At 66.4% G+C, this 25,565-nt stretch carries 33 protein-coding genes and 1 tRNA gene; 14 read left to right on the top strand and 20 right to left on the bottom strand.

Annotated elements, in window-relative coordinates; translation table 11 throughout:
- Positions 1 to 3 precede the first annotated feature (3 nt).
- On the bottom strand, positions 4 to 1,371 hold the full coding sequence (gene radA, locus QZ755_RS00525; RefSeq protein ID WP_294318366.1) for a DNA repair protein RadA: 1,368 nt from the start codon (positions 1,369 to 1,371) through the stop codon (positions 4 to 6).
- Between the two features lie 38 nt (positions 1,372 to 1,409).
- Positions 1,410 to 1,622, bottom strand: a complete 213-nt coding sequence (locus QZ755_RS00520; protein WP_294318364.1) for a DUF2945 domain-containing protein — start codon at positions 1,620 to 1,622, stop codon at positions 1,410 to 1,412.
- Between the two features lie 93 nt (positions 1,623 to 1,715).
- On the opposite strand from QZ755_RS00520, the gene QZ755_RS00515 reads away from it, so the two are divergent.
- The 4 genes from QZ755_RS00515 (at position 1,716) to QZ755_RS00500 (ending at position 5,524) form a co-directional block, all read left to right on the top strand.
- The gene (locus tag QZ755_RS00515) at positions 1,716 to 2,858 is read left to right on the top strand and encodes a glycosyltransferase family 1 protein (protein ID WP_294318360.1); all 1,143 of its coding nucleotides are present in this window, start codon (positions 1,716 to 1,718) and stop codon (positions 2,856 to 2,858) included.
- Positions 2,859 to 2,980: 122 nt separating this feature from the next.
- The gene (locus QZ755_RS00510) at positions 2,981 to 3,121 is read left to right on the top strand and encodes a hypothetical protein (RefSeq protein WP_294318357.1); all 141 of its coding nucleotides are present in this window, start codon (positions 2,981 to 2,983) and stop codon (positions 3,119 to 3,121) included.
- Positions 3,114 to 4,469: a DUF5935 domain-containing protein gene (locus QZ755_RS00505; RefSeq protein WP_294318355.1), complete on the top strand. Its 1,356-nt coding sequence runs from the start codon at positions 3,114 to 3,116 to the stop codon at positions 4,467 to 4,469. Before QZ755_RS00510 ends, QZ755_RS00505 begins: the two co-directional genes overlap by 8 nt.
- A complete protein-coding gene (locus QZ755_RS00500; protein WP_294318352.1) occupies positions 4,466 to 5,524 on the top strand; it encodes an acyltransferase in 1,059 nt (352 codons plus the stop codon). Before QZ755_RS00505 ends, QZ755_RS00500 begins: the two co-directional genes overlap by 4 nt.
- Positions 5,525 to 5,551: 27 nt before the next feature.
- Here the strand turns inward: QZ755_RS00500 and QZ755_RS00495 are convergent, their stop codons facing one another.
- Positions 5,552 to 6,106, bottom strand: a complete 555-nt coding sequence (locus QZ755_RS00495) for a type 1 glutamine amidotransferase domain-containing protein (protein WP_294318350.1) — start codon at positions 6,104 to 6,106, stop codon at positions 5,552 to 5,554.
- Between the two features lie 109 nt (positions 6,107 to 6,215).
- On the opposite strand from QZ755_RS00495, the gene QZ755_RS00490 reads away from it, so the two are divergent.
- The 4 genes from QZ755_RS00490 (at position 6,216) to QZ755_RS00475 (ending at position 10,184) form a co-directional block, all read left to right on the top strand.
- Entirely contained in the window at positions 6,216 to 7,244 is a 1,029-nt protein-coding gene (locus QZ755_RS00490; RefSeq protein WP_294318347.1) for a DNA topoisomerase IB, read from the top strand.
- A 9-nt stretch (positions 7,245 to 7,253) separates the two neighbouring features.
- The gene (locus tag QZ755_RS00485) at positions 7,254 to 8,408 is read left to right on the top strand and encodes a mechanosensitive ion channel family protein (protein WP_294318345.1); all 1,155 of its coding nucleotides are present in this window, start codon (positions 7,254 to 7,256) and stop codon (positions 8,406 to 8,408) included.
- 124 nt (positions 8,409 to 8,532) lie between these two features.
- Entirely contained in the window at positions 8,533 to 8,988 is a 456-nt protein-coding gene (locus QZ755_RS00480; protein ID WP_294318341.1) for a MaoC family dehydratase, read from the top strand.
- 17 nt (positions 8,989 to 9,005) lie between these two features.
- Entirely contained in the window at positions 9,006 to 10,184 is a 1,179-nt protein-coding gene (locus tag QZ755_RS00475; protein ID WP_294318338.1) for an acetyl-CoA C-acyltransferase, read from the top strand.
- A 269-nt stretch (positions 10,185 to 10,453) separates the two neighbouring features.
- Here QZ755_RS00475 and QZ755_RS00470 read toward each other — a convergent pair whose 3' ends face one another.
- Positions 10,454 to 11,542, bottom strand: coding sequence for a branched-chain amino acid aminotransferase (locus QZ755_RS00470; protein ID WP_294318336.1), 1,089 nt, complete (start codon positions 11,540 to 11,542; stop codon positions 10,454 to 10,456).
- An 85-nt stretch (positions 11,543 to 11,627) separates the two neighbouring features.
- Here QZ755_RS00470 and QZ755_RS00465 point away from each other — a divergent pair, with 85 nt between their 5' ends.
- Positions 11,628 to 12,101, top strand: a complete 474-nt coding sequence (locus QZ755_RS00465; RefSeq protein ID WP_294318333.1) for a MarR family transcriptional regulator — start codon at positions 11,628 to 11,630, stop codon at positions 12,099 to 12,101.
- A gap of 62 nt (positions 12,102 to 12,163) precedes the next feature.
- Here the strand turns inward: QZ755_RS00465 and proC are convergent, their stop codons facing one another.
- From proC to QZ755_RS00440, 5 genes are all read right to left on the bottom strand, one after another.
- Positions 12,164 to 12,970: a pyrroline-5-carboxylate reductase gene (gene proC, locus QZ755_RS00460; protein ID WP_294318330.1), complete on the bottom strand. Its 807-nt coding sequence runs from the start codon at positions 12,968 to 12,970 to the stop codon at positions 12,164 to 12,166.
- Positions 12,967 to 13,467: a YbjN domain-containing protein gene (locus QZ755_RS00455; RefSeq protein ID WP_055760750.1), complete on the bottom strand. Its 501-nt coding sequence runs from the start codon at positions 13,465 to 13,467 to the stop codon at positions 12,967 to 12,969. The genes proC and QZ755_RS00455 overlap by 4 nt, the downstream gene beginning before the upstream one ends.
- A gap of 66 nt (positions 13,468 to 13,533) precedes the next feature.
- Complete coding sequence (locus QZ755_RS00450) at positions 13,534 to 13,830, bottom strand: accessory factor UbiK family protein (RefSeq protein ID WP_294318327.1); 297 nt, start codon at positions 13,828 to 13,830, stop codon at positions 13,534 to 13,536.
- Positions 13,831 to 13,875: 45 nt separating this feature from the next.
- Entirely contained in the window at positions 13,876 to 14,430 is a 555-nt protein-coding gene (locus QZ755_RS00445) for a TspO/MBR family protein (RefSeq protein WP_294318324.1), read from the bottom strand.
- A 39-nt stretch (positions 14,431 to 14,469) separates the two neighbouring features.
- Positions 14,470 to 15,258, bottom strand: a complete 789-nt coding sequence (locus QZ755_RS00440) for a TlyA family RNA methyltransferase (protein WP_294318323.1) — start codon at positions 15,256 to 15,258, stop codon at positions 14,470 to 14,472.
- 181 nt (positions 15,259 to 15,439) lie between these two features.
- On the opposite strand from QZ755_RS00440, the gene QZ755_RS00435 reads away from it, so the two are divergent.
- A complete protein-coding gene (locus QZ755_RS00435; RefSeq protein ID WP_294318321.1) occupies positions 15,440 to 16,108 on the top strand; it encodes an alpha/beta hydrolase in 669 nt (222 codons plus the stop codon).
- Between the two features lie 3 nt (positions 16,109 to 16,111).
- On the opposite strand, the gene QZ755_RS00430 is transcribed toward QZ755_RS00435, so the two are convergent.
- From QZ755_RS00430 to QZ755_RS00400, 7 genes are all read right to left on the bottom strand, one after another.
- Positions 16,112 to 16,513 (bottom strand): hypothetical protein, encoded by a 402-nt coding sequence (locus QZ755_RS00430; protein ID WP_294318318.1) that lies wholly within the window; start codon positions 16,511 to 16,513, stop codon positions 16,112 to 16,114.
- Entirely contained in the window at positions 16,510 to 18,432 is a 1,923-nt protein-coding gene (dxs, locus tag QZ755_RS00425) for a 1-deoxy-D-xylulose-5-phosphate synthase (protein ID WP_294318316.1), read from the bottom strand. Before dxs ends, QZ755_RS00430 begins: the two co-directional genes overlap by 4 nt.
- Before the next feature lie 86 nt (positions 18,433 to 18,518).
- The gene (locus QZ755_RS00420; protein WP_294318313.1) at positions 18,519 to 18,980 is read right to left on the bottom strand and encodes a Fur family transcriptional regulator; all 462 of its coding nucleotides are present in this window, start codon (positions 18,978 to 18,980) and stop codon (positions 18,519 to 18,521) included.
- Between the two features lie 40 nt (positions 18,981 to 19,020).
- Positions 19,021 to 19,401 (bottom strand): MerC domain-containing protein, encoded by a 381-nt coding sequence (locus QZ755_RS00415; protein ID WP_294318311.1) that lies wholly within the window; start codon positions 19,399 to 19,401, stop codon positions 19,021 to 19,023.
- A 106-nt stretch (positions 19,402 to 19,507) separates the two neighbouring features.
- On the bottom strand, positions 19,508 to 19,774 hold the full coding sequence (locus QZ755_RS00410; protein WP_294318308.1) for a UvrB/UvrC motif-containing protein: 267 nt from the start codon (positions 19,772 to 19,774) through the stop codon (positions 19,508 to 19,510).
- Positions 19,775 to 19,805: 31 nt separating this feature from the next.
- On the bottom strand, positions 19,806 to 20,123 hold the full coding sequence (locus QZ755_RS00405) for a DUF2218 domain-containing protein (protein WP_294318304.1): 318 nt from the start codon (positions 20,121 to 20,123) through the stop codon (positions 19,806 to 19,808).
- Entirely contained in the window at positions 20,120 to 20,659 is a 540-nt protein-coding gene (locus QZ755_RS00400; RefSeq protein ID WP_294318301.1) for a PadR family transcriptional regulator, read from the bottom strand. The genes QZ755_RS00405 and QZ755_RS00400 overlap by 4 nt, the downstream gene beginning before the upstream one ends.
- Positions 20,660 to 20,757: 98 nt before the next feature.
- Here QZ755_RS00400 and QZ755_RS00395 point away from each other — a divergent pair, with 98 nt between their 5' ends.
- The 4 genes from QZ755_RS00395 to QZ755_RS00380 all read left to right on the top strand — a co-directional run bounded on the left by QZ755_RS00395 (position 20,758) and on the right by QZ755_RS00380 (position 23,397).
- Positions 20,758 to 22,071, top strand: a complete 1,314-nt coding sequence (locus QZ755_RS00395; protein WP_294318298.1) for a replication-associated recombination protein A — start codon at positions 20,758 to 20,760, stop codon at positions 22,069 to 22,071.
- Entirely contained in the window at positions 22,068 to 22,412 is a 345-nt protein-coding gene (locus QZ755_RS00390) for a hypothetical protein (protein ID WP_294318296.1), read from the top strand. Before QZ755_RS00395 ends, QZ755_RS00390 begins: the two co-directional genes overlap by 4 nt.
- Complete coding sequence (locus QZ755_RS00385; protein WP_294318293.1) at positions 22,358 to 23,281, top strand: hypothetical protein; 924 nt, start codon at positions 22,358 to 22,360, stop codon at positions 23,279 to 23,281. Before QZ755_RS00390 ends, QZ755_RS00385 begins: the two co-directional genes overlap by 55 nt.
- 42 nt (positions 23,282 to 23,323) lie before the next feature.
- Positions 23,324 to 23,397: transfer RNA gene (locus QZ755_RS00380), tRNA-Thr, on the top strand.
- A 5-nt stretch (positions 23,398 to 23,402) separates the two neighbouring features.
- Here QZ755_RS00380 and QZ755_RS00375 read toward each other — a convergent pair.
- From QZ755_RS00375 to QZ755_RS00360, 4 genes are read right to left on the bottom strand one after another with little or no spacing between them, the layout of a single operon-like run.
- Entirely contained in the window at positions 23,403 to 23,681 is a 279-nt protein-coding gene (locus QZ755_RS00375) for a hypothetical protein (protein WP_294318290.1), read from the bottom strand.
- On the bottom strand, positions 23,678 to 24,679 hold the full coding sequence (locus QZ755_RS00370; protein WP_294318289.1) for a chemotaxis protein CheB: 1,002 nt from the start codon (positions 24,677 to 24,679) through the stop codon (positions 23,678 to 23,680). Before QZ755_RS00370 ends, QZ755_RS00375 begins: the two co-directional genes overlap by 4 nt.
- Before the next feature lie 33 nt (positions 24,680 to 24,712).
- Positions 24,713 to 25,150: a chemotaxis protein CheW gene (locus QZ755_RS00365; protein WP_294318287.1), complete on the bottom strand. Its 438-nt coding sequence runs from the start codon at positions 25,148 to 25,150 to the stop codon at positions 24,713 to 24,715.
- Positions 25,151 to 25,176: 26 nt separating this feature from the next.
- Positions 25,177 to 25,539, bottom strand: coding sequence for a response regulator (locus QZ755_RS00360; protein WP_055760704.1), 363 nt, complete (start codon positions 25,537 to 25,539; stop codon positions 25,177 to 25,179).
- Positions 25,540 to 25,565: the final 26 nt, after the last annotated feature.

Raw genomic sequence — 25,565 nt, 5'->3', positions numbered from 1 at the left:
GAATTAGCGGCCAAGCATGTAGTCGACGAACCTCGGCAGGTCCTTGAACCCGGACAGCTTGACTGCCCCGCCCTCCGCCTGGGCCGCGGGGGCAAGCGCGCGTGAAAAGCCGAGCTTGCCGGCTTCCTTCAGCCTGAGCGCGCCATGCGCCACGGGGCGGACCTCCCCCGACAGCGCGATTTCGCCGAACACGATCGCATCGGACGGGACCGGTCGTTCGGACAGCGCCGACACCAGCGCTGCCGCCACGGCCAGATCGGCGGCGGGGTCGGTCACGCGGTAGCCGCCAGCGATGTTGAGATAGACTTCGGCGGTCGCAAACGCCAGGCCGCAGCGTGCCTCCAATACCGCGAGGATCATCGCCAACCGCCCCGAGTCCCAGCCGACCACCGCACGCCGCGGCGTCGCGCCGGATGCCAAGCGGACGGTCAGCGCCTGCACCTCGACCAGCACTGGGCGGGTCCCCTCCAGTGCGGGGAAGACGACGGTGCCGGTGACATTCTCGTCACGGCTTGTCAGGAACAGCGACGAAGGGTTTGAAACTTCCGATAATCCTTCGCTTTCCATCGCGAAGACGCCGATTTCGTCGGTGCCACCGAAGCGGTTCTTCATCGCGCGCAGGATACGATACTGGTGGCTGCGCTCCCCCTCGAACGCCAGCACGGTATCGACCATGTGTTCGAGGACGCGTGGGCCGGCGATCGACCCGTCCTTGGTCACATGGCCGACCAGCACGACGGCGGTGCCGCGTTCCTTGGCGAAGCGGATCAGTTCGCCCGAGGAGGCGCGCACCTGGCTGACGGTACCCGGCGCCCCTTCGATCAGGTCGCTGTGCATCGTCTGGATCGAATCGATGATGAGCAGGTCCGGCGCGGCCGATCCCCCGAACGTGGTCAGGATGTCGCGCACCGACGTCGCCGCCGCCAGCTGCACCGGCGCGTTGCCGAGGCCGAGGCGGCGGGCGCGCAGCCGGACCTGATCGGCGGCCTCTTCGCCCGAGACGTAGGCAACGCCCTTGCCCGCCAGCGCGAGCTTGGCCGCCGCCTGCAACAGCAGGGTCGATTTGCCGATGCCGGGATCGCCGCCGATCAGCGTCGCCGATCCTTCCACGAAGCCGCCGCCCAACGCCCGGTCGAGTTCGGTAATCTCGGTCTTCAGCCGGTCGGGCAGCGCGATGTCGGTATCGAGCCCCGACAACAGGATCGGCCGTCCGCCGCTTTGCAGATTATGCCGCGCCGAAAACGGGGTGACGACCGCGCCGGCATCCTCGACCAGCGTGTTCCAGTCGCCGCAATCGGCGCATTGTCCCGCCCATTTCGAGGATACCGATCCGCATTGCTGGCAGACATAGCGCTTCTGGGGTTTTGCCATGCGCGCGCCCTTAGCAGATGCGGAACGAAAGGGGAATATCAGTCGAGTTCGCTGCCTCTCTTCAGGACCTTCGTCCCGTCATCCTGCTCGATCAGATAGGCGGGATTGTCCTTGGTGCCGTTCTTCGTGATCTTGCTCCCCTTGATCGTCCGCTGCACACGGCGGTCGAAGCGCTCCTCGACCTTGCCCTCCGCCGTACCGTTGCCCCACGACCATTTGACCTTCTGGCCCTTCTTGTAGCTGTCGCTCATCCTGTCCGCTCCTGTTTGACAGGCGGGTCAACCCGTTGCAGCGGCCAAGCGTTCCGGTGGCGTACGGAGCGTTCCGGCGCTATGGGCACGCGGATGAAGCCTTCCCAGCTCCGCGTCGCGATGTTCAGCGGAAACTATAACTATGTCCGTGACGGCGCCAACCAGGCGCTCAACCGCCTTGCACGTCACCTGCTCGACCATGGCGTCACCTTACGCGTCTATTCGCCGACGACCGACAGGCCGGCGTTTCCGCCGACCGGTGATCTGGTCAGCGTGCCGGCGTACGGGATGCCCGGCGGACGTGGCGAATATAAGCTGGCACGCGGGCTGACCGCGAAGACGCGCGCCGACCTGACGGCTTTCGCGCCGAACATCGTCCATGTCTCCGCCCCCGACATCCTCGGGCATCGTGCGCTTAGCTGGGGCCGCGACAACGGGATTGCGACACTCGCCTCGCTTCACACGCGCTTCGAAACCTATCCGCAATATTACGGCATCGGGTTTCTGGAGCCGATGGCGGTCGCGCTGTCGAAGCGGTTCTACAATCGCGCCGACCAGGTGATGGTACCCGGCCGCGGCATGGCCGACCTGCTGCGCGAATGGGGCGTGACCTCGCCCATCGGCATCTGGTCGCGCGGGGTCGATCACCAACGGTTCAGCCCGGCGATGCGCGATCTCGACTGGCGGCGCTCGCTCGGCATCGGCGACGACGAGGTGGCGGTCAGCTTTCTCGGGCGACTGGTATTGGAAAAGGGTCTCGACGTCTTCTCGGAGGTTGCGACCGAATTGCAGCGGCGCGGCACCAAGCACCGCATCCTGGTGATCGGCGAAGGCCCGGCGCGCGACTGGTTCGCCGAACGCGTCCCGCACGCGGTATTCGCCGGGTTCCAGGCGGGCGACGATCTGGGCCGTGCAGTCGCGTCGATGGACGTGTTCTTCAATCCCTCGATCACCGAAACGTTCGGCAACGTCACGCTGGAGGCGATGGCCGCCGGCGTGCCCGTCGTCGCCGCCCGCGCGACCGGTGCGGTGGGCATGGTCGAGGACCGGACGACCGGCTTCCTGGTGCCGCCGCGCGACGTCCCCGCGTATGCCGATGCGATCGCGCGGCTGTGCGAAGATGCCGACCTGCGCTGGCGCATGGGGCTAGTGGGGCATGAGGCTGCGAAGGGCTATCGCTGGGATACGGCGAGCCAGTCGGTGCTGGACGCATATCTGAAGATCGTTCGGGGATAGCAGGGGTATCCTCCAGCTTGGGGCGGACGGATCGCCCCCTCGACCCCCGCCTGGCCGATCGCTTAACGTCGCATCAACCCGTATCCGTTATCACTGCGGGTGACGTTAGGGGCCCCACGCCGATGATCGACAATTTCTCGCTGGGGCTGACCCATTTGCTGATGCTGTTCGCGGCGTGGCGACTGCTGCGGCGGCCGGACCTCGACGACGAACGCGTGCGGGGCGATAGCCCACGCAAAGGACGGGATCGCTTCGGTGCGTGACCTCGTCTTCGTCGCATTCCTGGGACTGTTGTTCGCCGCCGGCTTTCGCAAGCCGTTCGTGTTCGTACTGACCTATGTCTATATCGACATCGTGTCGCCGCAGCGGTTGACCTATCTGCTGCTCAATTCGATCCCGATATCGTTGATCGCGTGCGGCCTTGCCGTGCTGGCGTGGGTCGCGGTGGACGACAAGCGCGATACGCGCATGGCGCCGCGCCAGTTCCTGATGCTCGCGCTGCTCCTTTACTGTTTCTGGACGACGAAAACTGCGGACTTTCCGGTCGAGGCGCAGTTCAAATGGGAATGGGTGTGGAAGGCGCTGGCCTTCGCCATCTTCCTGCCGCTGACGCTCAGGACCAAGCTGCGCATCGAATCGCTGCTGCTGTTCATGGTGCTGTCGGCCGCGTCGATCATCATCGTCGGCGGGATCAAGACGCTGGGGTCGGGTGGCGGATACGGCGAATTGAACCTGATGGTGTCGAACAATGCCGGCCTGTACGAAGGGTCGACGATCTCGACGGTCGCGATCGCGATCATCCCGCTGATCCTGTGGTTCAGCAAATTCGGCACGGTATTCCCGCCCGACTGGCGGGTGCGCGCCTTTTGCTATGCGCTGATCTTTTCCTGCATGTTGATCCCCGTCGGCACATCGACGCGCACGGGATTGCTGTGCATCGTACTGCTGGGCGTGCTGATGCTGCGCGATGTGAAGCGGCGGCTGACCTATCTGGCGCTGGCCGGTGCAGCGGGGATGATGGCGGTGCCGTTCCTGCCCTCTGCCTTTACCCAGCGGATGGAGACGATCGGGACCTATCAGTCCGACGCGTCGGCATCGACGCGCTTAGCGGTGTGGATGTGGACGCTCGATTACGTAAAGCAGAACCCGTTCGGCGGGGGCTTCGTCGCCTATCTCCAGAACCGCATCCGCTATGAAAAGGTCGCGGTGGTCGGCGAGGCGGGCAACAAGACGGTCGAGCGCAGCCTGGAGGTCGATGCCGGGCGCGCCTATCACTCCGCCTATTTCGAGATGCTGGGCGAACAGGGCTATCCGGGGTTGGCGCTCTGGCTGCTGATCAATCTGGGCGGACTGTTCCGCATGGAGGTGCTGCGGCGCCGCTATGCCAAGGCCGCTGACGACGAAGCGTGGGTGGTGCCGCTGGCCGCCGCGCTGCAGAACGGGCACATCGTGTATCTGTTCGGCGCGAATTTCGTGGCGATCGCGTTCCAGCCGTTCGTGTTCATGTTGATCGGCGCACAGATCGGCCTCGACACCTATCTGGCGCGCAAACGGGCCGATCAGGCGTGGGTGCCGATCCAGCGGCGCAAGAAGGGGGCGGTGACCGCATGAACGAGTTGAAGGCGCTGACCGGTGCGCGGGGGCTGGCCGCATGGTGGGTCGTGCTGTTCCACCTGCGCGGATCGATGGCGGAGATGCATCCGGTCGTCGAATCGGCGATCGCCAAGGGCTATCTGGCGGTCGATTTCTTCTTCCTGCTGTCGGGCTTCGTCATCTGGCTGTCGTGGGGGCGACGCTTTGCCGAGGGAGGTCTCCCGGTCGCGGGGCGGTTCCTGTGGAAACGGATGGCGCGCATCTGGCCGCTGCATCTGTTCGTGCTGGCCTGCGCGGTGCTGCTCGCAAGCGTGCTGGCGGCGACCGGCCGCAATATCGATCGCTTTCCCTTTGCCGAACTGCCGCTGCATTTCGTGCTGCTGCAAAGCTGGGGGTTCGTCGATCCGCTGAAGTGGAACGATCCCGCCTGGTCGATCTCCGCCGAATCCGCCGCGTATCTGTTGTTCCCGCTGCTGGCGGTCGCATTGGACTGGCGAAAGCTGCCAAGCATCGTGCTGATCGGCTTCGTCGCGATCCTGTTGTTCGGCATCCTGCCGCTGTGCGGGCAGGATGGCCTGGGCAGCGAGCTGCAACGCTTTGCCGTCGCGCGCTGCGTGATCCAGTTCGCCGCCGGTACCGCGATCGGGGCGCTGTGGCTGCGCTGGCAGGGGCGCGACCGGATCGCGGTGATCGCGGTGACGCTTGCGCTGGGGCTGGTGGCGGCATGGGGGCTGAAGCTGCTGTCGGAGGCACAGTCGTTGCCGGCCGCGCTCGCCTGCCTGTTGCTGGCCGCCGGCATAACGTCGAACCGCCGCGGTAACCCCCTGGAATGGCGGCCGATCTATCGGCTGGGTGAAATCAGCTATGCGACCTATCTCGGCCACTTCCTGCTGTGGTTCGTGTTCAAGCTGATACTGGTACAGGACGCGACCGATGCGCCGCTATGGGTGCTGGCGCTGTATGTCATCGCAGTGATCGCGTCGTCGGAGCTGCTGTATCGCGGGGTCGAACGGCCGGCGCAGATCTGGCTCAACCGGCGGGGGGATCGACGGCGCGTGGCAGTCGCGACTTAGGGGCGGGCCGCAACCCGCCCCCTCGTCTCACGCCTCGGTCAGTTCGTTCTGCAACGCCTCGATCACGGCCTTCGAAAAGGCGGGGATGTCGTCGGGCTTGCGGCTGGTGATGAGGTTGCCGTCGATCACGACCTCTTCATCCACGACATCGGCGCCGGCATTTTCCAGGTCGGTGCGCACCGACGGCCAGCTCGTCACGCGACGCCCATCGACCACATCGGCTTCGACCAGAAGCCATGGCGCATGGCAGATGGCGGCAACGATCTTGTCGTCGTCCATGAACTCGCTGACGATCTCGACCGCGCGTTCCTGAATACGCAGCGCATCAGGATTGCCGACGCCGCCGGGCAGCAGCAGCATGTCGAACGCCTCGGTATCGACCGCGTCCAGCGTCAGGTCGGGGGTGATCTTCCGCGCCTTTTCGCTGTCGTTGACGACGCCCTGGATCGGGTCGGTCTTGATCGATGCGAGCGTCACGGTCGCGCCGGCATCCAGCAGCGCCTGACGCGGATCGAACAGTTCGGATTCCTCGAACCCGTCGGTGGCGAGGATCAGCACGCGGGCATTGGCGAGGTCGGCCATGGGGAAACTCCTGTGCGGGGTGGTCCCGTCGTAACCGGTTGCTCCTGCGCGGGTTCCGGAACGAAGCGACGAGCCGAACATTGATCGGGACATACGCAGGGACAGCCCGATGGAACCAGCCGACGACGACCTACCCTGCCCCGCCGGCTGCGTCTTTTCCGATTGCGAGGCGCCGGGCATCACGCGGCGCAAGTTGACGCGTGGCTGGGGCTACTACGATGCCGATGGCAACCGCATCACCGATCGCGACGAGATCGATCGATTGAATGCCGTCGGCCTGCCCCCCGCCTATCGCGACGCATGGTTCTGTCCCGACCCCGCCGGCCATATCCAGGCGATCGGCTGGGACGAGAAGGGCCGCAAGCAATATCGCTACCACGCCGATTTCCGCGCGGCGCAGGAAAGCGCGAAATACGACCGCTGCGCCGCGTTCGGCCATGCCCTGCCGAAGCTTCGTGCGCGGGTCGAACGCGATCTTGCCAGGCGTGCGCTGTCGCGGGACCGGGCGGTCGCGGCGGTGGTGCGGCTGCTCGATCTGGGCCGGGTGCGCGTGGGGAACGAAGGCTATGCACGCGTCAACAAGAGCTTCGGCGCGACGACGCTGCGCAAGCGGCACGCAAAGCTGACCGGCACCCGGCTGAAACTGCAATACCGCGCCAAGTCGGGCAAGATGCGCCTGCTGACCATCACCGATCGCTCGCTCGCCAGCTTCGTGCGCAAGTGCCAGGACCTGCCAGGCCAGCATCTGTTCCGCTGGGTCGATGCCGAGGGGGAAGCGCATCCGGTCACCTCCAGCGACGTCAACGCCTATATCCGCGACGCGATGGGGGGCGACTTCACCGCCAAGCATTTCCGGACCTGGGGGGCGAGCGTCCTCGCCTTCACGACGCTGGCGGAGGCCGATGCGGACATCAGCCTGAAGACGATGCTGGGTCCGGTGGTCGATGCACTGGGCAATACCCCGGCGATCGCGCGCAAATCCTATGTCCATCCCTTGCTGATCGATCTGGTGAAGGATGGGCAAGGCGCGTTTCGCAACGCGTTGCGCCTGCCGCGCACCGCCAAATATCTCAGCCGCCACGAACGCGGGCTGATCGCGCTGCTGGAGGGGCAAGAGAGCCTCGCCGCAGCTGCCTGAAAGGACAATATGAGCGTCAAGAACAGCGCGTCACCCGCCGCGACGGTCGAACGGGGATTCAACGCCGAACAGGCGCAGGCGCAGGCCCGGCTGTTGTTGCAGGACGCCGCGCGGTGGATCGCCGAGAATTGGCTGCAGGTCCTCGTGGCGCTGGGTATAGGCGCGTTGATCGTCGTGGTCCTGTTGCTGCTGCGCCGCTGGGGCATGAAGCTGGCACAGGACAATCGTACCGGATGGGGCAGCGTCGTGGGCCGGGCCATCGGGCGAACCGGGCTGTTCTTCATGGTGATGCTCGCCGCGAAACTGGTGGATGGCTATGCCAGCGCGCCGCCGATGGTCACCGCGACGATCGAGTTCCTCTTCACCGTCGCCGCCGTATTTCAGGCCGCGATCTGGGCGCGCGAGGTCATATTGGGCGCGGTCGAACGGCGGACCGCCAGTGACAGCTATCATGGCGAGGCGCTGGCATCCGCCATGGGACTGATCCGGCTGCTGGTGACGTTCGCGCTGTTCGCCATCGCGCTGATCGTCGTGCTGGACAATCTTGGCGTGAACGTCACGGGGTTGGTCGCGGGGCTGGGCGTCGGCGGCATCGCCATCGGCCTGGCGGCGCAGGGCATCTTTGCCGACCTGTTCGCGGCGCTGTCGATCATCTTCGACAAGCCGTTCCGGCGCGGCGACAATGTCAGCTATGACCAGACCAACGGATCAATCGCCGAAATCGGGCTGAAATCGACACGCATCCGCTCGGTCACCGGCGAAGAGCGGATCATTTCGAACAAGAACCTGCTCGACAAGGAAATCACCAACAATACCCGCCGCGCCCACCGCCGGGCGTCGTTCGTGATCGGCGTCACCTATCAGACCGACGCCGAAACCTGCGCACGCATCCCCGCCATGCTGCGCGAGGTGGTCGAAGCGCAGGATCGCGCCTTCGTCCGCTGCGGCCTGATCGGCTTCGGCGCGTCGAGCATCGATTTCGAACTGCTGTTCGATTCAGCCGGAGCGGATTACGCCGCTTTCTACGAGGGACGGACGGCGGTCGGCGTCGCGATCCTGCGCCGCTTTGCTGCCGAAGGGATCGAGATCGCCTATCCGACGCAGGTCAATCTTGCCGCGCGGGCGGACGGCAGCATCATCGATCCAGAGCCGGCGCAGCCATGATTTAGAAGATCAGGTCTGCCAAAACCCTACGGCATCAGGCCACTTTTAGATTTACTGGTGCGTTTCGGCTTGCGACGCATTCCACCGTCACTATGATCACCCGAAAGATCGGGAGAGGATCGCAGTGGCCGACATCACGGCACAGGTACTGGCATCGCAGATCGGCGCCGTGTGGCGATCCGACTGGATCGTGCTGGATCAGGCGATGATCGATGCCTTTGCCGATGCGACCGGCGATCGGCAGTTCATCCATGTCGACCCCATCGCCGCCGCCGCGACGCCGTTTGGCGGGACCATCGCGCACGGCTTCCTGCTGCTGTCGCTGATGCCCCGGCTGGCCGCACTGAGCGACCAGCCCCGAATCTCTAGCGCACGGATAGAAGTCAATTACGGCGGCAACCGCACCCGCTTCCTGAACCCCGTCCGGTCCGGATCGCGCATCCGCGGCCGCTTCACCCTGCTGACCCTGGAGGAAAAGCGCCCCGGCCAGTGGCAGCGGACGACCGAATATGCCGTGGAAGTCGACGGCACCGACAAACCCGCGCTGATCGCCGAATGGATCAGCCAGTTCTTCACCTGAAGCCCCGAGGATTTCCCATGCGCTCTGCCGTCATCGTCTCGACCGCCCGCACGCCGATCGGCCGCGCCTATCGCGGGGCGTTCAACAACCTGCCCGCGCCAACGCTGGCCGCCCATTCGATCCGCGCCGCCGTGGAGCGCGCGGGCATCGAAGGGGCGGAGGTCGACGACGTGCTGATCGGCGCGGCGCTGCAACAGGGGCATCAGGCGAACAACATCGCCCGCACCGCGGCCCTGCGCGCCGGCCTGCCGATCAGTGTGTCGGGCATGTCGATCGACCGGCAATGCGCCAGCGGACTGATGGCGATCGCCACCGCCGCCAAGCAGATCGTCCATGACCGGATGGACATATGCGTCGCCGGGGGCGTGGAGTCGATCAGCCTCGTCCAGACGCCCCAGATGCGCGTGGCGCCCGACCCGGAATTGCTGGCGATGCATGGCGACATCTACATGCCGATGCTCCAGACCGCAGAGATCGTCGCGCAGCGCTACGGCATCTCGCGCGAACGGCAGGACGCCTATGCGCTGCAGTCGCAACAGCGCACTGCCGCCGCGCAGGCTGCCGGGCGGTTCGATGCCGAACTGGTGCCCATAACCGCGACGATGAACCTGGTGGACAAGGTGACCAAGGAAGTATCGACCCGTGAGGTCACGCTGACCAGGGACGAAGGCAACCGCGCCGATACGACGATCGAGGGGTTGCGGGCGCTGAAACCCGTCATGGGCGAACAGGCGGTCATCACTGCCGGCAATGCCAGCCAGCTGTCGGACGGGTCATCGGCCTGTGTGTTGATGGAGGAATCAATCGCCGACGCGCACGGGCTGCAACCGCTCGGCCGCTATGTCGGCATGGCGGTGGCGGGCACCCGGCCCGACGAGATGGGGATCGGTCCGGTCTATGCCGTGCCGAAGCTGCTTGAACGCTTCGGGCTGAAGACCGACGATATCGGTTTGTGGGAACTGAACGAGGCGTTCGCGATGCAGGTGCTGCATTGCCAGGACGTGCTGGGCATCCCGAACGATCGGTTGAACGTCAATGGCGGCGCGATTTCGATCGGGCACCCGTACGGCATGTCGGGTGCGCGGATGACCGGCCACGCGCTGATCGAAGGCAAGCGGCGCGGGGTGAAGTACGTCGTCATCACGATGTGCGTCGGCGGCGGCATGGGCGCGGCGGGATTGTTCGAGGTCTTGTAACGCAGCACGCCAGTCGTCCCGGCGCCGGCCGGGAGGACGGATTCCATGCCACCCCGTTCGGTTCGAGCAGCTTCGAGCTTGTCGAGAAGCGGCAGTCGAGAACTGGTCGCTTGGGGCGACGCCTTCGCGACTTCGGTTCTCTACAGCCTTCCGAAGCAAACGAATGGGGCAAAGAACGGAAGGCCCTGGCGCTCGTCGCTTCCCCATAAGCCGCGGCCGGCGGCCAGCCCCTCTCCCAACCCTCTCCCCTGAAGGGAAAGGGCTGTGGCTCACCCGATGCGTTGCATCCAGCCATGCGGGTCGTTGCTCCGTCCCCGCTGAATGTCCGTCAGCTGCTTCAGCAGCGCCTGCGTACGCTCGCCTGGTTGACCATCGCCGATCTGGAAGCTGAAGTCCGCCGACGACACCTTGCCGATCGGCGTGACGACGGCGGCGGTGCCGCAGGCGAATGCCTCGACCAGACGGCCGCTGGCGGCATCGGCCTGCCACTGGTCGATCGAATAGCGCTCCTCGCGCACCGTGATCCCGGCATCGCGCGCCAGCGTCAGGATCGAATCACGAGTGATGCCGGGCAGGATCGTGCCGGTCAGCGGCGGGGTCAGCATCGTGCCGTCATCGAACACGAAGAAGATGTTCATGCCGCCCAGTTCCTCGACCCAGCGACGCTCGGCCGCATCGAGGAACACGACCTGATCGCAGCCCTGCCGGATCGCTTCCGACTGGGCGAGCAGGCTGGCGGCATAATTGCCGCCGCACTTGGCGTCGCCGGTGCCGCCCGGCGCGGCGCGGGTGAACTCCTTCGACACCCAAAGCGACACGCTCTTCGCACCGCCCGGCCAGTAATTGCCGACCGCCGAGGCGATGACGCAGTAGAGATATTCGGCCGACGGCTTCACGCCGAGGAACGTCTCGCTGGCGATCATGAACGGGCGGAGATAGAGCGCGCTGCCCTCCCCGGCCGGAATCCAGTCACGCTCGGCGAGCGTCAGTTCGCGGCACGAAGCGACGAACAGGTCCTCGGGCAGTTCGGCCATGGCGAGGCGCTTCGCCGAACGCCGGAAGCGCGCGGCATTCTGTTCGGCGCGGAACAGTGCGACGCCGCCATCGGGCAGCGTATACGCCTTCAGCCCTTCAAAGATTTCCTGCGCATAGTGAAGGACGGCAGCGGCCGGATCCATGACGATCGGCGCGCGCGCAGTGATCTTCGCGTCGTGCCAGCCCTTGTCCTCCGACCAGCGGATCGTCGCCATATGGTCGGTAAAGACGCGGCCGAAGCCGGGGTTTACGATCCGCGCGGCCCGCTCGCTCGCCGCGACCGGGGTCGCATGGGGTTCGAAGGCGAAGCTCGGCTGCGTCATGGCGTCCTCTTGGATGAATGCTTGCGGTGGCGTAGGCCGGATGGCACAAATGGTCAACATGACTGCCCCATCTTCCGCACAACCCATGACCGCCTCCGCCCTCTTCCTGCGCGAGGCCGAGGTGCGACGCGGGATCGAGCTGCTCTATTTCGGCTATAGCCACCTGACCCGCAGCATCGACGAGGAACTGGCGGCGCAAAATCTGGGCAGGGCGCATCATCGCGCACTGTATTTCATCGCGCGTCGGCCGGACCTGTCGGTCAGCGAGCTGTTGCGGTTGCTGGCAATCACCAAACAGTCGCTCGGGCGCGTGCTGAACGACCTGTCGGGACGCGGGCTGGTCGAAAGCAGGGCGGGCGATCGCGACGCGCGCCAGCGGCTGTTGAAGCTGACGTCCGAGGGGCAGGCGCTGGAAGCGCGGCTGTACGAGATGCTCAACGCGAAACTGTCGCGCGCCTATTCGGGCGCGGGGCAGGATGCGGTCAGCGGCTTCTGGGCGGTGCTGGAGGGCCTTATCCCGGCGGGGGACAAGGCGGCGGTGGCGGCACTGGGGAGGTAGCCTCCACCTTCGAACCACCCGTCATCGCAGCCCTCGCTGCGATGGACGTAGAGGGCAAAGCCTCAGCCCCGCGCCGCAGCCGCCATTTCCGCGTTGCGCCGTTCGGACGCCGCGAGCGTTGCCGCCAGCAGGCGCTTCAGGGTATCGCCGTCGTCCAGCACATTCAGCCCCTGTCGCGTCGATCCGCCCGGACTTGCGACCTGATCCGCCAAGGTCGCAGGCGAGACGTCCGATCCGGCAGCCATCGTCGCCGAGCCCTGGACCGTCGCGATGGCAAGACGCTGCGCCTGATCGGCGGGCAGGCCGAGCCCGGCACCGGCTGCAGCCAGCGCGTCGATGAAGCGGAACACGAAACCCGGACCACAGCCCGACAGCGAAGTCACCGCATCGAACAGCGCGGCATCATCGATCCATTCGACCAGCCCCAATGGCGCCATCAGCCCGGCTGCGGTAGCGCGGGCGGCATCGTCCTGTCCGTGTGAATGGAGCGCGACCACCCCCTGCCCGATCGCGACCGGCAGGTTCGGCATGGCGCGAACGATGGTGCCGGCATCCAACCTTCGCGCCAGCGCCGCCTCCTCGACCCCGGCGAGGATCGAGATCAGCAACGGTACGCCGGCGATGCAGGGGGCCAGGTCGGGCGCGACCTCATCCAGTTGTTGCGGCTTGATCGCCAGCATGACGATCGTCGGCGGGCCGTCCTGTGGGATCGAGGTCGCGTGGGTCACGCCGGCCGGCACGTCGCGGGGTGAGCGGGTGACGACGGTGATCGCCGCCGGATCGACGCCATCGGCGATCCACCGCTCCAGCATCGCGCCGCCCATATTGCCGCAACCGATCAGCCACAACGGTCCGGCCAGTGCGCTCATGCCTCGCCCTGCGTCTCGATCATCGAGGCGGCGATCGCTTCCTTCGGCGACTTGCCGCCCCACAACACGAACTGGAACACCGGGTAGAAGCGTTCGCATTCGTCGATCGCGGCGTCGATCATCATCTCGGCCTGGTCGATCGTCAGCACCGGCTCCTCCGGCAGCATCGCGGCGTGGCGATAGAGCAGGATGCCGCTCGACGACCAGAGTTCGAAATGGCCGATCCACAGCTGTTCGTTGATCAAGCCGATGGTTTCATAGATCGCCGCGCGCCGTTCGTCGGCGACGCGAACATCGGGCAACGCCAGGAATTGCAGCACGCCATCCTCGCCACGCCAGATCGCGCGCAGTTCGAATTCGGTCCAGCTGCCTTTTACATGCGCGACGATCTCGTCGCCGTCGCGCTCGTGTTTCCAGCCGTGCGCTGCGAAATAGCGCTCCAGCGTATCGATCGGTACGGCGTCGTCGCCGTCCTCTTCCACTTCGTCCAATATCATCCCCACGTCTTTAGCCGTTCGCGTGCCCGGCGTCACGCGGTACGGCGTGAGGCGCGGGGCAACGGATCAGAGCGCGCCTTCGCCAGCGCCCGTGCTGTCGATCGACGGCGCGGCGGCGGTAACGGTCTTGCCCTCCAGTGCGTCCAGCCGGGCGCGCAGCCCATCGGCCTCGTCACGGGCGGCGACGGCCATCGCCTTGACCACTTCGAATTCGTCGCGGCTGACGAAATCCATGCCGCCGAGGAACGTCTTGGCCCGTTCGCGTGCGGCGGCCTCACCCTCACGCGCCATGCCGGCGATAGTGCCGGCCGCACCGTTCACGAACTTGGCGAAATCGTCGAACAGGCGATTGTCGGACTGCATGGAAATTCCTTCCGGTTGGTCGGGCGCCCGTCGCGCCGACCGTCTCTAAAGCGTGATTTGGGTGGAATGAGCCGGCGGCACAAGGGTTTCCGCATTCGGATTGCGCCGGTCGATCTGCCAGTTGAGCGCCGACGCGATCACCAGCCACGCCAGATACGGCACCAGCAGCCATGCCGCCAGCGGCCGGATACGACCAAAGGCAAAGGTGGTGGCGAGCGCGGTGAAGAACAGCGCCACGATCAGGTACAGTGCGAGTGTCACGCGATGCGCGCCGAAGAACAGCGGCGACCAGACGAGGTTCATCGCCAGCTGCGCGACGAACAACGCGATCGCCAGCCCCCGCCCCCGCGCCCCGCGCGCGTTCAGGACGACGGCAAGCGCGATACCGAGCATCAGGTACAGGATCGTCCATACGATCGGAAACGCCCAGTTGGGCGGCCGGATCGCCGGCAGGTCCAGCATCCGGTACCAACCGTTCGCATCGCCGGCGACGACCAGCTGTCCCGATGTGAAGCCCAGCAGCAGGATCAATGGCACGCAAACCACCGCACGCCGCAGAAACCCCGATCGCAACTGCCACTTCGACGCGATCTCGTTCATCCCGCACCCCAGTACCGGCCGCGCCCGCTGCGCCGCCGTTCAGCGCGTGACGCTTGCTGTGTGCGGTGCATCATTGCAAGCCAAAGCGGCCGATTCGGGCGCATGAGCGCCGATCAGGAACTCGATATTGCCCTCCGGACCGGTAATCGGGCTGGGATCGACCCCTTCGACCCGCCAGCCAAGCCCGGTCAGCCAGTCGGCAACGGCATCGCATACGCGCGTATGGATCGCCGGATCGCGCACCACGCCGCCCTTGCCGACCTCCTCACGGCCTGCCTCGAACTGCGGCTTGATGAGCGCCAGCAACCGGCCGCCGGGCCTGACGAAGGTCAGCGGCACGGCCAGCACCTTTGCCAGCGCGATGAAGCTGGCGTCGCACACGACCAGATCGACCGGTTCGGGGACATGCGCGTCGGTCAGCAGCCGGGCGCTCAACTGTTCGTGGACGACGACGCGCGGGTCCTGCCGCAGCTTCCACGCCAGCTGGTTCGTGCCGCTGTCGACCGCATAGACCCGCGCCGCGCCGCGCGTCAGCAGCACGTCGGTAAAGCCGCCGGTTGACGACCCGACATCGATCGCCACCGTGTCGCGCACATCCCAGCCGAAATGGTCGAGGCCATGGGCCAGCTTGATCCCGCCGCGCGACACCCATGGATGATCGCGCCCACGCACGTCGAGCGCGACGTCGGCGCCCAGCTGCTGCCCTGGCTTGTCGACCTTGCGATCGCCGACGAACACCAGCCCCGCCATGATGAGCGCCTGCGCCCGCGTCCGGCTTTCGGCCAGGCCGCGATCGACGAGCATCTGGTCCGCACGTTGCTTTGCCATGGCCCCGCATGGCGCGGCTTTCCGCCCGTCGCAACCCTTGATCGACTGGTCGATTGGCTATTGCCTATCGAATAAGTAGGGATAGATTGATCGCAGGAAGCTGCCCGGACCCAATCCCTGTCCCTGAGCCTGGCCGGCGGCTTCCACCCTGTCGAACCCCAAAAAGTGCAGGAGCGTGACGATGGCACAGTTTTCGACTCCCCTGACCGGCCTGCCCACGGTGTTGACCGTGCCCGGCCTGAACGGTTCTGGCCCGTCGCATTGGCAGACGCTCTGGGAGCAGTCGCGGCCCGACACCGCACGGGTCGAACTGGGCCTGTGGTCGCGGCCGTTGCGCAATGCGTGGGTGACGAAGCTGGACCAAGCCATCCGGCAGGCGCAGGCACCGGTGGTATTGGCGGCTCACTCGCTCGGCTGTCTCGCGGTAGCGTGGTGGGCACAGCTATCGGGTCAGCCCTATGGATGGCCGGTCGCGGGCGCACTGCTGGTCGCACCCGCGGATGTCGATCGGGCGGGCGCACCGGTGGAGTTGCAGGGGTTTGCCCCGACGCCGCGCTTCGCCCTGCCCTTTCCCTCGCTGGTGGTCGCTTCGACCGACGATCCGTGGGTGTCGATCGAACGCGCCCATTCGATGGCGGTCGATTGGGGCAGCCATTTCGTCGATGCCGGGGCGCAGGGGCATCTGAACGCCGCCAGCGGCATCGGCTGGTGGGAGGAAGGCCAAGAATTGCTCGACCGGGTGATCGCGGCATCGGGCGACGGGCACGGCCATGTCCGGCTGCCCAGCGACGCGCGGTCGGTGCTGGCGGTCAACGCCACCGATGCGGCACAAGGGCAGTTCCTGCGGTAACGCTCAGACCACTGATTGGAGATACACCGCGAGGTCGCGAACGTCCTTCATCGGTGGCAGTTCGACCGGATCGGCCGGGGTCGGCATGGTCAGCCCCAGCCGCCCCCACGCCGCCTCGACCAGATCGGCGACCTCTTCGTCGTCGATCATCAGGAAACGAGCAAAGTCGTCGTCGGGATGCGGCACGACGCCTTCGCCATAACAGGGCGCGACCAGTTCGCGAGTGAGCGCAGCGACGCCGGGCGATACGCCGTTGCCCGCGACCATCGCGTCGAAATCGGCCGCGCTCCACCCGGCGCGATACGCCTTGGCTGCGCGAAACTGTCGCCACATCCGCCAGTTGAACCAGGCAAGCGCGACCACCGCCAGCGCGATGATCGCCGCCGCCTTCTGTCCGCCGGTCATGCGCGGACTTCGGCGGCTCCGCTATCGTTCCAGCGCAACGCCTGCAACACGGTGTCGACGATCTGCGGCGCGTTCAGGCCGGCTTCGTCATACTGCTTCTGCGGGCTGTCCTGGTCCTGGAAACTGTCGGGCAGGCGCATCGTGCGCAGCTTCAGCCCCGCATCGATCAGGCCGTTGTCGCTGGCAAAGGTCAGGACGTGCGCACCGAGGCCACCGACCGCGCCCTCCTCGACCGTCACCGCCACTTCATGCGTGGTCAGCAGGCGGCGGATCATCGCTTCGTCCAGCGGCTTGGCAAAGCGCAGGTCGGCGACGGTGGTCGACAGTCCCTTCGCCTCCAGCGCATCGGCGGCCTTCAGCGCCTCTTCCAGCCGGGTACCGAGCGACAGGATCGCGATCTTGGCGCCCTCGCGGACCAGCCGCCCCTTGCCGATCTCCAGCTTCTGCGGAACCTCCGGCAGCGCCACGCCGACGCCGTTGCCGCGCGGGTAGCGTACCGCGATCGGGCCGGCGTCATATTCGGCGGCGGTATAGGTCATGTGGACCAGTTCCGCCTCATCCGCCGGGGCCATCACCACCATGTTGGGCAGGGTCGCGAGATAGGTCACGTCGAAGCTGCCGGCATGGGTCGCACCGTCCGCCCCGACCAGCCCGGCGCGATCGATCGCGAAGCGGACGGGCAGGTTCTGGATGCACACGTCATGCACGACCTGGTCGTAGGCGCGTTGCAGGAAGGTCGAATAGATCGCACAGAACGGGCGCATTCCCTGCGCCGCCAGACCGGCGGCAAAGGTCACCGCGTGCTGTTCGGCGATGCCGACGTCGAAGAAGCGGTCGCCATGCTCCTTGGCAAAGCGGTCCAGCCCGGTGCCCGACGGCATCGCCGCAGTGATCGCGCAGATGCGGTGATCGGTTTCGGCCAGCTTGCTCAACGTATGCCCGAACACGTTCTGATATTGCGGCGGGCCGGCGGGGGCCTTCACCTGCGTGCCGGTGATCACGTCGAACTTCTGGACGCCGTGATATTTGTCGGCCGCCGCCTCGGCCGGGGCATAGCCCTTGCCCTTCTTGGTCACGACATGGACCAGGATCGGGCCTTCCTCCGCATCGCGGACGTTTTCGAGGACGGGGATCAGGTGGTCGAGATTATGACCGTCGATCGGGCCGACATAGTAGAAGCCAAGCTCTTCGAACAACGTACCGCCGGTCGCCATGCCGCGGGCGAACTCGTCGGTCTTGCGCGCGGCGGTGTGCAGCGGGCGCGGAAGCTTGCGGGCGATCTTCTTGAACGCCTCACGCAGGCCCAGAAACTCGCGGCTCGACACGATGCGCGACAGATAGGCGGACAGGCCACCCACCGGTGGCGCGATCGACATGTCGTTGTCGTTCAGGATCACGACCAGCCGGTTGCCCGCCTGTTCGGCGTTGTTCATCGCCTCATACGCCATACCGGCCGACATCGCGCCGTCGCCGATCACGGCGATGCCCTTGCCCGGCGTGCCCGCGATCTTGTTGGCGACGGCAAAGCCCAAGGCTGCCGAGATCGAGGTCGAGCTGTGCGCCGCACCGAACGGGTCGTATTCGCTTTCCGACCGCTTGGTGAAGCCCGACAGCCCGCCGCCCTGGCGCAGCGTGCGGATACGGTCGCGGCGGCCGGTCAGTATCTTGTGCGGATAGCATTGGTGGCCGACGTCCCACACCAGCCGGTCGGCCGGCGTGTCGAACACATAATGGATCGCGACGGTCAGTTCGACGACGCCAAGGCCGGACCCCAGATGCCCACCGGTGGTGCCGACCGCACTGATCGTTTCCTGCCGCAATTCGTCGGCGAGTTGCCGCAGGTCACCGGGGGCCAGCTTGCGGAGGTCGGCGGGCGTTTGAACGGTGTCGAGCAGCGGCGTGCTAAGTGGGTCGGCCATCCGGCCTGACTAGCGCAGGTGGAACCGACTGTCGATTGCCGGCGCCCGCCCGTCCGGACAAACCACGCCCATGCTTCAGGAAAGGCTCAGTTCTGGTCGCAATCTGCACAGGTTCCGCGCACCTCGATCACCGGCCGCACCGGCTTGAACCCTGCCCCCGACGCTGCGGCACGGACGGTCCCGGTGATCTTGTCATCGTCGATATGCGTGGTCTGTCCACATTTGTCGCAGACCAGGAAGATACAGTCGTGGACGCAATCGGGATGGGTGTTCGCCAGATAGGCATTGGCACTTTCGACCCGTCGCGCCAGGTTCGCGTTCACGAACAGGTCGAGGATGCGATAGACGCTGTTGGGTGCGACGCGGCGTCCCTGCGCCTTCGACACGGCATCGGCGATGTCATAGGCGGAAGCAGGCTTTTCGAACGATGCCAGCACGTCGAAGATGCTCGCGCGCATCGCGGTCCATTGTTCGCCGGCGCGGATCAGCGCGGCTTCCGCCGCCTTGTTCCAAGCGGCCCCGTGATGTTCGTGATGTTCGTGCGCCATGTCAGCGAGATAGGCGCATGGCGGCCCAGCGGCAAGCAGGTCAGCAACCGGCCCGGCGGTTCAGGTGATGACCGAACGCCAGCAGGCCGACTCCGGTCAGGGTCGCGATCGCTTCCGGCACGCCATGCGGCAGCGTCAGCGCCAACGCCATCACGGCAAGACCCACGCCACCGATCATCGTCGGCAGCTTCCGCCCATGGCGCAGATAGCCCGCCCCCAGCGCAACGATGCCGAGCAATACCGCCAGCAACAGCCCGATTTCATGGATCGCAGGATGCAGCAGCGTCCCACCGACCGATGCCAGCATCGCCATTACTGCAATGGTCGTGACGCAATGCACCGCGCACAGGCCGGACAGCATCATGCCGAACCGGTCGAGTCGACCTTCGTGCAACCAGGAACGGGCGACGGAACTGCGCATCGCGACCCTATGCCCGGATTCGCGCGAAGTTACAACATATCGCTTCATACCGGACGAACGCTGCCGGCGCGGTTCGGTTCGATGGCGGTGAAAATTAGTCGGTACCTCAGCGTTTGCGCGTGACCATCAAGTCCGGTTTCCTGGGCGGCGTCCAGCCGGCGGGCGGATCGACCCGCTGCCGACTGGTGCCCAGACCCATCGCACCCGGCTGCTGTCGCGTCAGCCCGCTGGTATCGGCTGCCTGTACCGCGTCGGGATCGGCACCGCCGCGCAACAGGTTGATCCGGTCGCGCAACCGCGACGCGGTTTCGAAATCCATCGCGGCGGCGGCTGCCTCCATCCGGGCGCGCAGAGTGTCGATCGTATCGGTCATACCGACCGAACGCACGACACCCCGCCCCGGATCATTGCCAGTCGAAGCGAAGCGGCGCCTCGCGAAACGCAAAGCGATCGAGATGCCGTGCCACCGCGTCCTTCAGCCCGTCTAGCTGTTCTGCCGAAGTCGCATCGATCCGGACGTCGAGGGCGTCCGCCGCAGCGTCGAACGTCACCATGGCTTCGCCGGGATGGCTGGCCCCGCGCGCATCGCGCGGAAACGTGACGGTGCCGTGGTTCGCGTCGAACTCGACGGTCAGGTTGTGCTGCCAGTGCTTGCACAGCTGCTGGAGGTAGCGGCTGGCGTTCGCGGTCGGCACCGCCGCGCGGGTAGTGTGATCGGTCATAGACGTTCAACCTTCTGGGCCGCTTCGTCGAGGATGGCGGCAATGGCGTGGAGGGTATCGGTGTCGACATCCGGCCCGGCGAGCCGGTGGTGGAGCGCGGCGCGCAGATTGGCGCGGGCGCGGTGGATCGGACCGGCATCGGTGCGGGCACGATGTTCGCCCAGCGCCTCCAGCCGCGCGAACAGGTCGCCGACCCGTTCGGCATCCTGCGCCAGCTGCGCGGTGCCGACTTCGGTCGCGGCGAACAGCTTGCGGGCACCGTCGCTCGCCTGTTCCTCGATCAATCCCATGTCGGTCAGCAGCGTCAGCGTCGGATAGACCACGCCGGGGCTGGGCGCATAGGCACCGCCGGTGCGTGCCTCGACCGCGCGGATCAGGTCGTATCCGTGGCGCGGCGCCTCCGCGATCAACGCCAGCAGCACCAGCTTCAGTTCGTCACCGCCCAGCACCCGGCCACGCGGGCCGCCGCCATGTCGTCCCCGACCACCCGGCCCCGGCGCGCCGGTCCACGAAGCATATCCCATTCCAAATCGCATATTCATTCTCCGATATATCTTGGTAGAGAAGATATATCTTAAACAGGTTGTTGCAAGAGGTGTTTCGCGGTTTTTTCGCGCGCCCTATATGCAGGGCCATGTCCGACCTGTTCGCCGACTTCGCCCCGCCCGCGCCCGCGCCCGACACTCCCATTGGTGGGCCGCTTGCCGATCGCCTCCGTCCGACCACGCTGGCCGAGGTCGTCGGACAGGATCACCTGACCGGGCCGGAGGGGGCGATCGGACGAATGGTTGCGGCGGGAAAGCTGTCGTCGATGATCCTGTGGGGACCGCCCGGTACGGGGAAGACGACGATCGCCCGACTGCTCGCCGATGCGGTGGGCCTGCGCTATGCCCAGATTTCGGCGGTCTTTTCCGGCGTCGCCGACCTGAAGAAGGTGTTCGCGGAGGCCCGTGAACATGGCCGGCTGGGGCGCCGCACGTTGCTGTTCGTGGACGAAATCCACCGCTTCAACCGCGCGCAGCAGGACGGTTTCCTGCCCTATGTCGAGGACGGCACCGTTACGCTGGTCGGCGCGACGACCGAAAACCCGTCGTTCGAACTCAACGCCGCGTTGCTCAGCCGGTCGCAGGTGCTGATCCTCCACCGGCTGGGCGCCGACGCGCTGAACGAATTGCTGGCGCGCGGCGAAGCATTGGAGGAGCGGCCCCTCCCCCTCGACGATGCCGCCCGCGCGGCATTGGTGGCGAGTGCTGACGGCGATGGCCGGTTTCTGCTCAATCAGGCCGAGACGCTGTTTTCGATTGACCTGCCCGAACCCCTCGATCCCGCCGGGCTGTCGGCACTGCTGCAACGGCGGGTCGCGGTCTATGACAAGGATCGCGAGGGGCATTACAACCTGATCTCCGCGCTCCACAAATCGCTGCGCGGATCGGACCCGCAGGCCGCGCTCTATTACATGGCGCGGATGCTGACCGCGGGCGAGGAACCGCTCTATGTCCTGCGGCGGCTGACCCGCTTTGCCAGCGAAGACATCGGCCTCGCCGATCCGCAGGCGCTGGTCCAGTGCCTCGCCGCCAAGGACGCCTATGAATTTCTCGGCAGTCCGGAGGGCGAACTGGCGATCGTGCAGGCGTGCCTGTACCTCGCCACCGCGCCCAAATCGAACGCGGCGTACACGGCGCAGAAGGCCGCGTTCAAATCGGCGCGCGAAACTGGGTCGTTGATGCCGCCGCCCTCGATCCTCAACGCGCCGACCCGGCTGATGAAGGATATCGGCTATGGCAAGGGCTATGCCTATGACCATGACCATCAGGACGGATTTTCGGGCGCGAATTACTGGCCCGAGGAGATGACCCCGGCGCGCTTCTACGAACCGACCAGACGCGGGTTCGAACAGCGCATCGCCGAGCGCATGGCGTGGTGGGACGAACGGCGGCAGACATCGTGAAGGATTGGGTGGAGGTCGTCGGGGTCGGGTTGATGCTGCCGGGCGTCGAACTGGGTACCAGCTATGGTCAGCCGGCGCTGCGCTTTCGCGGACGGACACTCGCCGGGACGACCGCGCCCGATCCCGGCAGTTTCGTGCTGCACGTCCCCCCGGCGGAGAAGGAGGTGCTGCTCGACACCGACCCCGCGACCTTCTGGCAGACCGATCATTATCGCGACTGGCCGGCAATCCTGGTGCGATACGGCACGGGTGCGGGCGATCGGATCGCACGGTTGCTGGAACGGGCATGGTGGGACCGGGCGACGGCGCGGCAGCGCCTCGACCGCGGCGAGCGGCCCTGACCCGGCGCTTTGCCCGTTTCGCCGCGATCGACTGGTCGGGACAGGCGGTCGCGCGTCCGGCGGGGCTGGCGGTGGCGGTAGCGGAGGCCGGCCGTGGCGGCCCGGTGCTGATGGCGCAGCAGGGCGGATGGTCGCGGCAGGCCGTTCTCGACTGGATGACGATGCTGGCCGACACAGGCGCCGACATGTTGATCGGGCTGGACCTGTCGCCCGCCCTGCCCTTCGTCGACGCCGGCAGCTATTTTCCCGGCTGGGCGGACTCGCCGGACGATGCGCGCGCGCTCTGGGCGATGGTCGACGCGGTGGCGGCGGACGATCCGCATCTGGCGGCGACGTCGGTGGTCAACGATGCCGAATTGTCGCGCCATTTCCGCCGTCACCAGGCGTGCGGCGACCGTTTCGGACAGGGACGCGGCCGGTTGCGGCTGTGCGAGGAACGGCAGCGGGCGGCGGGATTCTCCCCCACCAGCTGCTTCAACCTGGTCGGCGCGGCGCAGGTCGGCAAATCTAGCCTGACGGGAATGCGGGTCCTGCACCGGCTGGGCGGACGGATACCGGTATGGCCGTTCGATCCGCTGCCGGCATCGGGGCCGGTCATCGTCGAACTCTATACCACCATCGCCGCACGGGCCGCTGGCATACGCGCCGGGCGGAGCAAGCTGCGGGACGCAGATCAACTGGACGAGGCGCTCAAGGTGCTGGGCAGCCCGCCGCATGAACCGTCGCCGCGCTATGACGATCATGCCACCGACGCGTTGCTGAGCGCCGCCTGGTTGCGGGCGGTCGCGCAGGATCCGGCGCTCTGGTCGCCGCCCGCGCTGACGGCCCATGTCGCGCGGACCGAGGGCTGGACCTTCAGTGTGGTTTGAGATTGTGGTCCGACCCGCCGCTTGGTAGATGGCACGCGGCGTGCCCCGTTACGTTAATGGTAAACGGCTTCCTTTGTAACGAAGAGACGCGGGTTCGATTCCTGCACGGGGCACCAGCCGATCAATTCAGGCTCGCGCGCAATCGTCCCGCGACATCCTCCAGCGTAACCCCGGCCAGCTGATCCGTTCCCTCGCCCGCGCGCAGCACGGTCGCGATGTTCAGCAAGATCTGCGTCACATGGTCGATCGACTGCAGGCCGGTCAGGTGCCGGCGCAGCGTCGTTTCGTCGCTGCCCAGCTCGAACGCCAGCTCGCCGAGCAGGCGCGAAGCCCGCTCCAGCTCGCCGGCCAGCGCCTCGCCCAGCGCGGGCGAGGCGGCGGGGAACGCGACCCCGCTCATTTCGAACACAGCTTCAGCACGCCGGCGGCGAGACCATCGGCCGGCACCGGCTGCGTCACCATGCCGCGCGACAGCGTATGCCCGCCGCCGGTCTCCGCCGGGGCAAAGGCATAGCCGCCCGCGCCCAGCATCGCCTTCAACCCGCCGCCGCCATCTTCGCTGCCATCGAGGAACAGCACGCCCGCCGCGTTCGATCCGGCCGCCTTGGCGGCTGCGGCGAACAGCAGCGAGATCGACGGCCGCTCACCCGCCACCGGATCGCGCGCCAGCAACCGCAGCTTGCCTGAGGGCCAAGCATCGACAACGAGGTGATGGTCACCCTGCGGCGCGAAATAGATCGTGCCCTGTTCGATCGCCATGCCGTCCTGCGCCACCACGACCTTTGGCGCGACCTGCGATCCCAGCTTTTCCACCATGCCCTCGACCAGGCCCGGTCCCAGATGCTGGACGACGATCGTCGGCGGGCAGTTCGGCGGGAACTGGCCGAACAGGTGGAACATCGATGCGGTGCTGGACGCATCGCCGCCGACCACCAGCAGGCGGCCGTTCCAGTCGATCGGCCGCGCGGCGCTGGCGACCTTGGGAACCTTCACCGGCGCGTTGCGCGCCGACTTGATGCGCTTGCCGAGCTTGGCGATGATCGCGTTCAGTTCGGCCGGGGCCGCCACGCGCGGCTTGGGCAGGCAGTCGATCGCCCCCAGGCGCAGCGCCTCGATCGTCTCGCCCGCGCCATCGGTCGTGCGGGTCGAGAACATGATGACCGGCATCGGCTTCGATTCCATGATCTCGGCCAGATATTCGATGCCGCTCATGCCCGGCATCTCGACGTCGAGCGTCATGACATGCGGCTTGAGCGACGCCACCATCGAGCGCGCTTCCTCGGCGCCATCGGCCAGTCCGACGACCTCGACACCCGGAATCCGTTCGAGCGCGCCCGATATGAGCGCCCGCATGGTCAGGGAGTCGTCGACGACGAGGACCTTGGTGCTAGCAGGCATGATGTGATTGTCCCAGAAAAGTTACGCGGTACTTCAAGCGGCTTCGGCGACAGGCTGGTCGACCAGTCGGTCGAGCGCCAGCACCAGGATCATGCGGTTGTCGATGGTCGCCAACCCTTCCAGGAATCGCGACGCTTCGGCGTCGCCGATGTCGGGCACCGGCTGCATGGCGTCGGGATGGATCGACACGATGTCGTTCACCGCATCGACGATGATCCCCTGCAGCTGTTCGCCGATCCGCACGACGATGATGACATGGCGCGCCGACGGGTCGGTCACGCCCCAGTTCAGCCGGTGGCGCAGGTCGAACACCGGCAGCACGACACCGCGCAGGTTCACGACACCGCGCACATAGGGCGGCACGTTGGGCAGCGGGGTGGCCGGCGACCAGGCACGAATCTCGCGGATCGCCATGATGTCGACGCCGAGGATCTGGTCGCCCAGCTGAAAGGTGATGAGTTGGCGGGACATGGGAAGCTCCTTATCGCGCAGCAGGATCAGTGCAGGACGCGCCGGATCGCGGCGGCCAGCTTTTCGGGGTGGAACGGCTTGACGATCCAGCCGGTAGCACCGGCATCGCGTGCGCGCTGCTTTTTTTCGTCGGAACTCTCGGTAGTTAGGACGAGGATCGGCAGGCTGCGACGCCCCTGCCCGCGGACCTCGGCGATCAGGCCGAACCCGTCCATGCGCGGCATGTTGATGTCGGTGATCAGCAGGTCGGGCTGAAACCCGTCCAGCTTCTCCAGTGCGTGAACGCCGTCCTCGGCCTCCACGACGCTATATCCCAGATCGGTCAGCGCGACCCGCAGCAGCATCCGCATACTGGGCGAATCGTCCACGGTCATGATCGTCTTGGCCACGGCTAGAGGCTCCCTCGGTGCAAATT

The organism is uncultured Sphingomonas sp., from assembly GCF_913776855.1.
Classification (GTDB): domain Bacteria; phylum Pseudomonadota; class Alphaproteobacteria; order Sphingomonadales; family Sphingomonadaceae; genus Sphingomonas.
This window is presented reverse-complemented; position numbering and strand designations above follow the sequence as displayed.

What these genes read in the sequence shown, in the direction of transcription:
- radA (WP_294318366.1), bottom strand. Translation starts at nt 1,371, where the DNA reads ATGGCAAAACCCCAGAAGCGCTATGTCTGCCAGCAATGCGGATCGGTA.
- QZ755_RS00520 (WP_294318364.1), bottom strand. Translation starts at nt 1,622, where the DNA reads ATGAGCGACAGCTACAAGAAGGGCCAGAAGGTCAAATGGTCGTGGGGC.
- QZ755_RS00515 (WP_294318360.1), top strand. Translation starts at nt 1,716, where the DNA reads ATGAAGCCTTCCCAGCTCCGCGTCGCGATGTTCAGCGGAAACTATAAC.
- QZ755_RS00510 (WP_294318357.1), top strand. Translation starts at nt 2,981, where the DNA reads ATGATCGACAATTTCTCGCTGGGGCTGACCCATTTGCTGATGCTGTTC.
- QZ755_RS00500 (WP_294318352.1), top strand. Translation starts at nt 4,466, where the DNA reads ATGAACGAGTTGAAGGCGCTGACCGGTGCGCGGGGGCTGGCCGCATGG.
- QZ755_RS00495 (WP_294318350.1), bottom strand. Translation starts at nt 6,106, where the DNA reads ATGGCCGACCTCGCCAATGCCCGCGTGCTGATCCTCGCCACCGACGGG.
- QZ755_RS00490 (WP_294318347.1), top strand. Translation starts at nt 6,216, where the DNA reads ATGGAACCAGCCGACGACGACCTACCCTGCCCCGCCGGCTGCGTCTTT.
- QZ755_RS00485 (WP_294318345.1), top strand. Translation starts at nt 7,254, where the DNA reads ATGAGCGTCAAGAACAGCGCGTCACCCGCCGCGACGGTCGAACGGGGA.
- QZ755_RS00475 (WP_294318338.1), top strand. Translation starts at nt 9,006, where the DNA reads ATGCGCTCTGCCGTCATCGTCTCGACCGCCCGCACGCCGATCGGCCGC.
- QZ755_RS00470 (WP_294318336.1), bottom strand. Translation starts at nt 11,542, where the DNA reads ATGACGCAGCCGAGCTTCGCCTTCGAACCCCATGCGACCCCGGTCGCG.
- QZ755_RS00465 (WP_294318333.1), top strand. Translation starts at nt 11,628, where the DNA reads ATGACCGCCTCCGCCCTCTTCCTGCGCGAGGCCGAGGTGCGACGCGGG.
- proC (WP_294318330.1), bottom strand. Translation starts at nt 12,970, where the DNA reads ATGAGCGCACTGGCCGGACCGTTGTGGCTGATCGGTTGCGGCAATATG.
- QZ755_RS00455 (WP_055760750.1), bottom strand. Translation starts at nt 13,467, where the DNA reads ATGATATTGGACGAAGTGGAAGAGGACGGCGACGACGCCGTACCGATC.
- QZ755_RS00450 (WP_294318327.1), bottom strand. Translation starts at nt 13,830, where the DNA reads ATGCAGTCCGACAATCGCCTGTTCGACGATTTCGCCAAGTTCGTGAAC.
- QZ755_RS00445 (WP_294318324.1), bottom strand. Translation starts at nt 14,430, where the DNA reads ATGAACGAGATCGCGTCGAAGTGGCAGTTGCGATCGGGGTTTCTGCGG.
- QZ755_RS00440 (WP_294318323.1), bottom strand. Translation starts at nt 15,258, where the DNA reads ATGGCAAAGCAACGTGCGGACCAGATGCTCGTCGATCGCGGCCTGGCC.
- QZ755_RS00435 (WP_294318321.1), top strand. Translation starts at nt 15,440, where the DNA reads ATGGCACAGTTTTCGACTCCCCTGACCGGCCTGCCCACGGTGTTGACC.
- QZ755_RS00430 (WP_294318318.1), bottom strand. Translation starts at nt 16,513, where the DNA reads ATGACCGGCGGACAGAAGGCGGCGGCGATCATCGCGCTGGCGGTGGTC.
- dxs (WP_294318316.1), bottom strand. Translation starts at nt 18,432, where the DNA reads ATGGCCGACCCACTTAGCACGCCGCTGCTCGACACCGTTCAAACGCCC.
- QZ755_RS00420 (WP_294318313.1), bottom strand. Translation starts at nt 18,980, where the DNA reads ATGGCGCACGAACATCACGAACATCACGGGGCCGCTTGGAACAAGGCG.
- QZ755_RS00415 (WP_294318311.1), bottom strand. Translation starts at nt 19,401, where the DNA reads ATGCGCAGTTCCGTCGCCCGTTCCTGGTTGCACGAAGGTCGACTCGAC.
- QZ755_RS00410 (WP_294318308.1), bottom strand. Translation starts at nt 19,774, where the DNA reads ATGACCGATACGATCGACACTCTGCGCGCCCGGATGGAGGCAGCCGCC.
- QZ755_RS00405 (WP_294318304.1), bottom strand. Translation starts at nt 20,123, where the DNA reads ATGACCGATCACACTACCCGCGCGGCGGTGCCGACCGCGAACGCCAGC.
- QZ755_RS00400 (WP_294318301.1), bottom strand. Translation starts at nt 20,659, where the DNA reads ATGCGATTTGGAATGGGATATGCTTCGTGGACCGGCGCGCCGGGGCCG.
- QZ755_RS00395 (WP_294318298.1), top strand. Translation starts at nt 20,758, where the DNA reads ATGTCCGACCTGTTCGCCGACTTCGCCCCGCCCGCGCCCGCGCCCGAC.
- QZ755_RS00385 (WP_294318293.1), top strand. Translation starts at nt 22,358, where the DNA reads ATGGTGGGACCGGGCGACGGCGCGGCAGCGCCTCGACCGCGGCGAGCG.
- QZ755_RS00375 (WP_294318290.1), bottom strand. Translation starts at nt 23,681, where the DNA reads ATGAGCGGGGTCGCGTTCCCCGCCGCCTCGCCCGCGCTGGGCGAGGCG.
- QZ755_RS00370 (WP_294318289.1), bottom strand. Translation starts at nt 24,679, where the DNA reads ATGCCTGCTAGCACCAAGGTCCTCGTCGTCGACGACTCCCTGACCATG.
- QZ755_RS00365 (WP_294318287.1), bottom strand. Translation starts at nt 25,150, where the DNA reads ATGTCCCGCCAACTCATCACCTTTCAGCTGGGCGACCAGATCCTCGGC.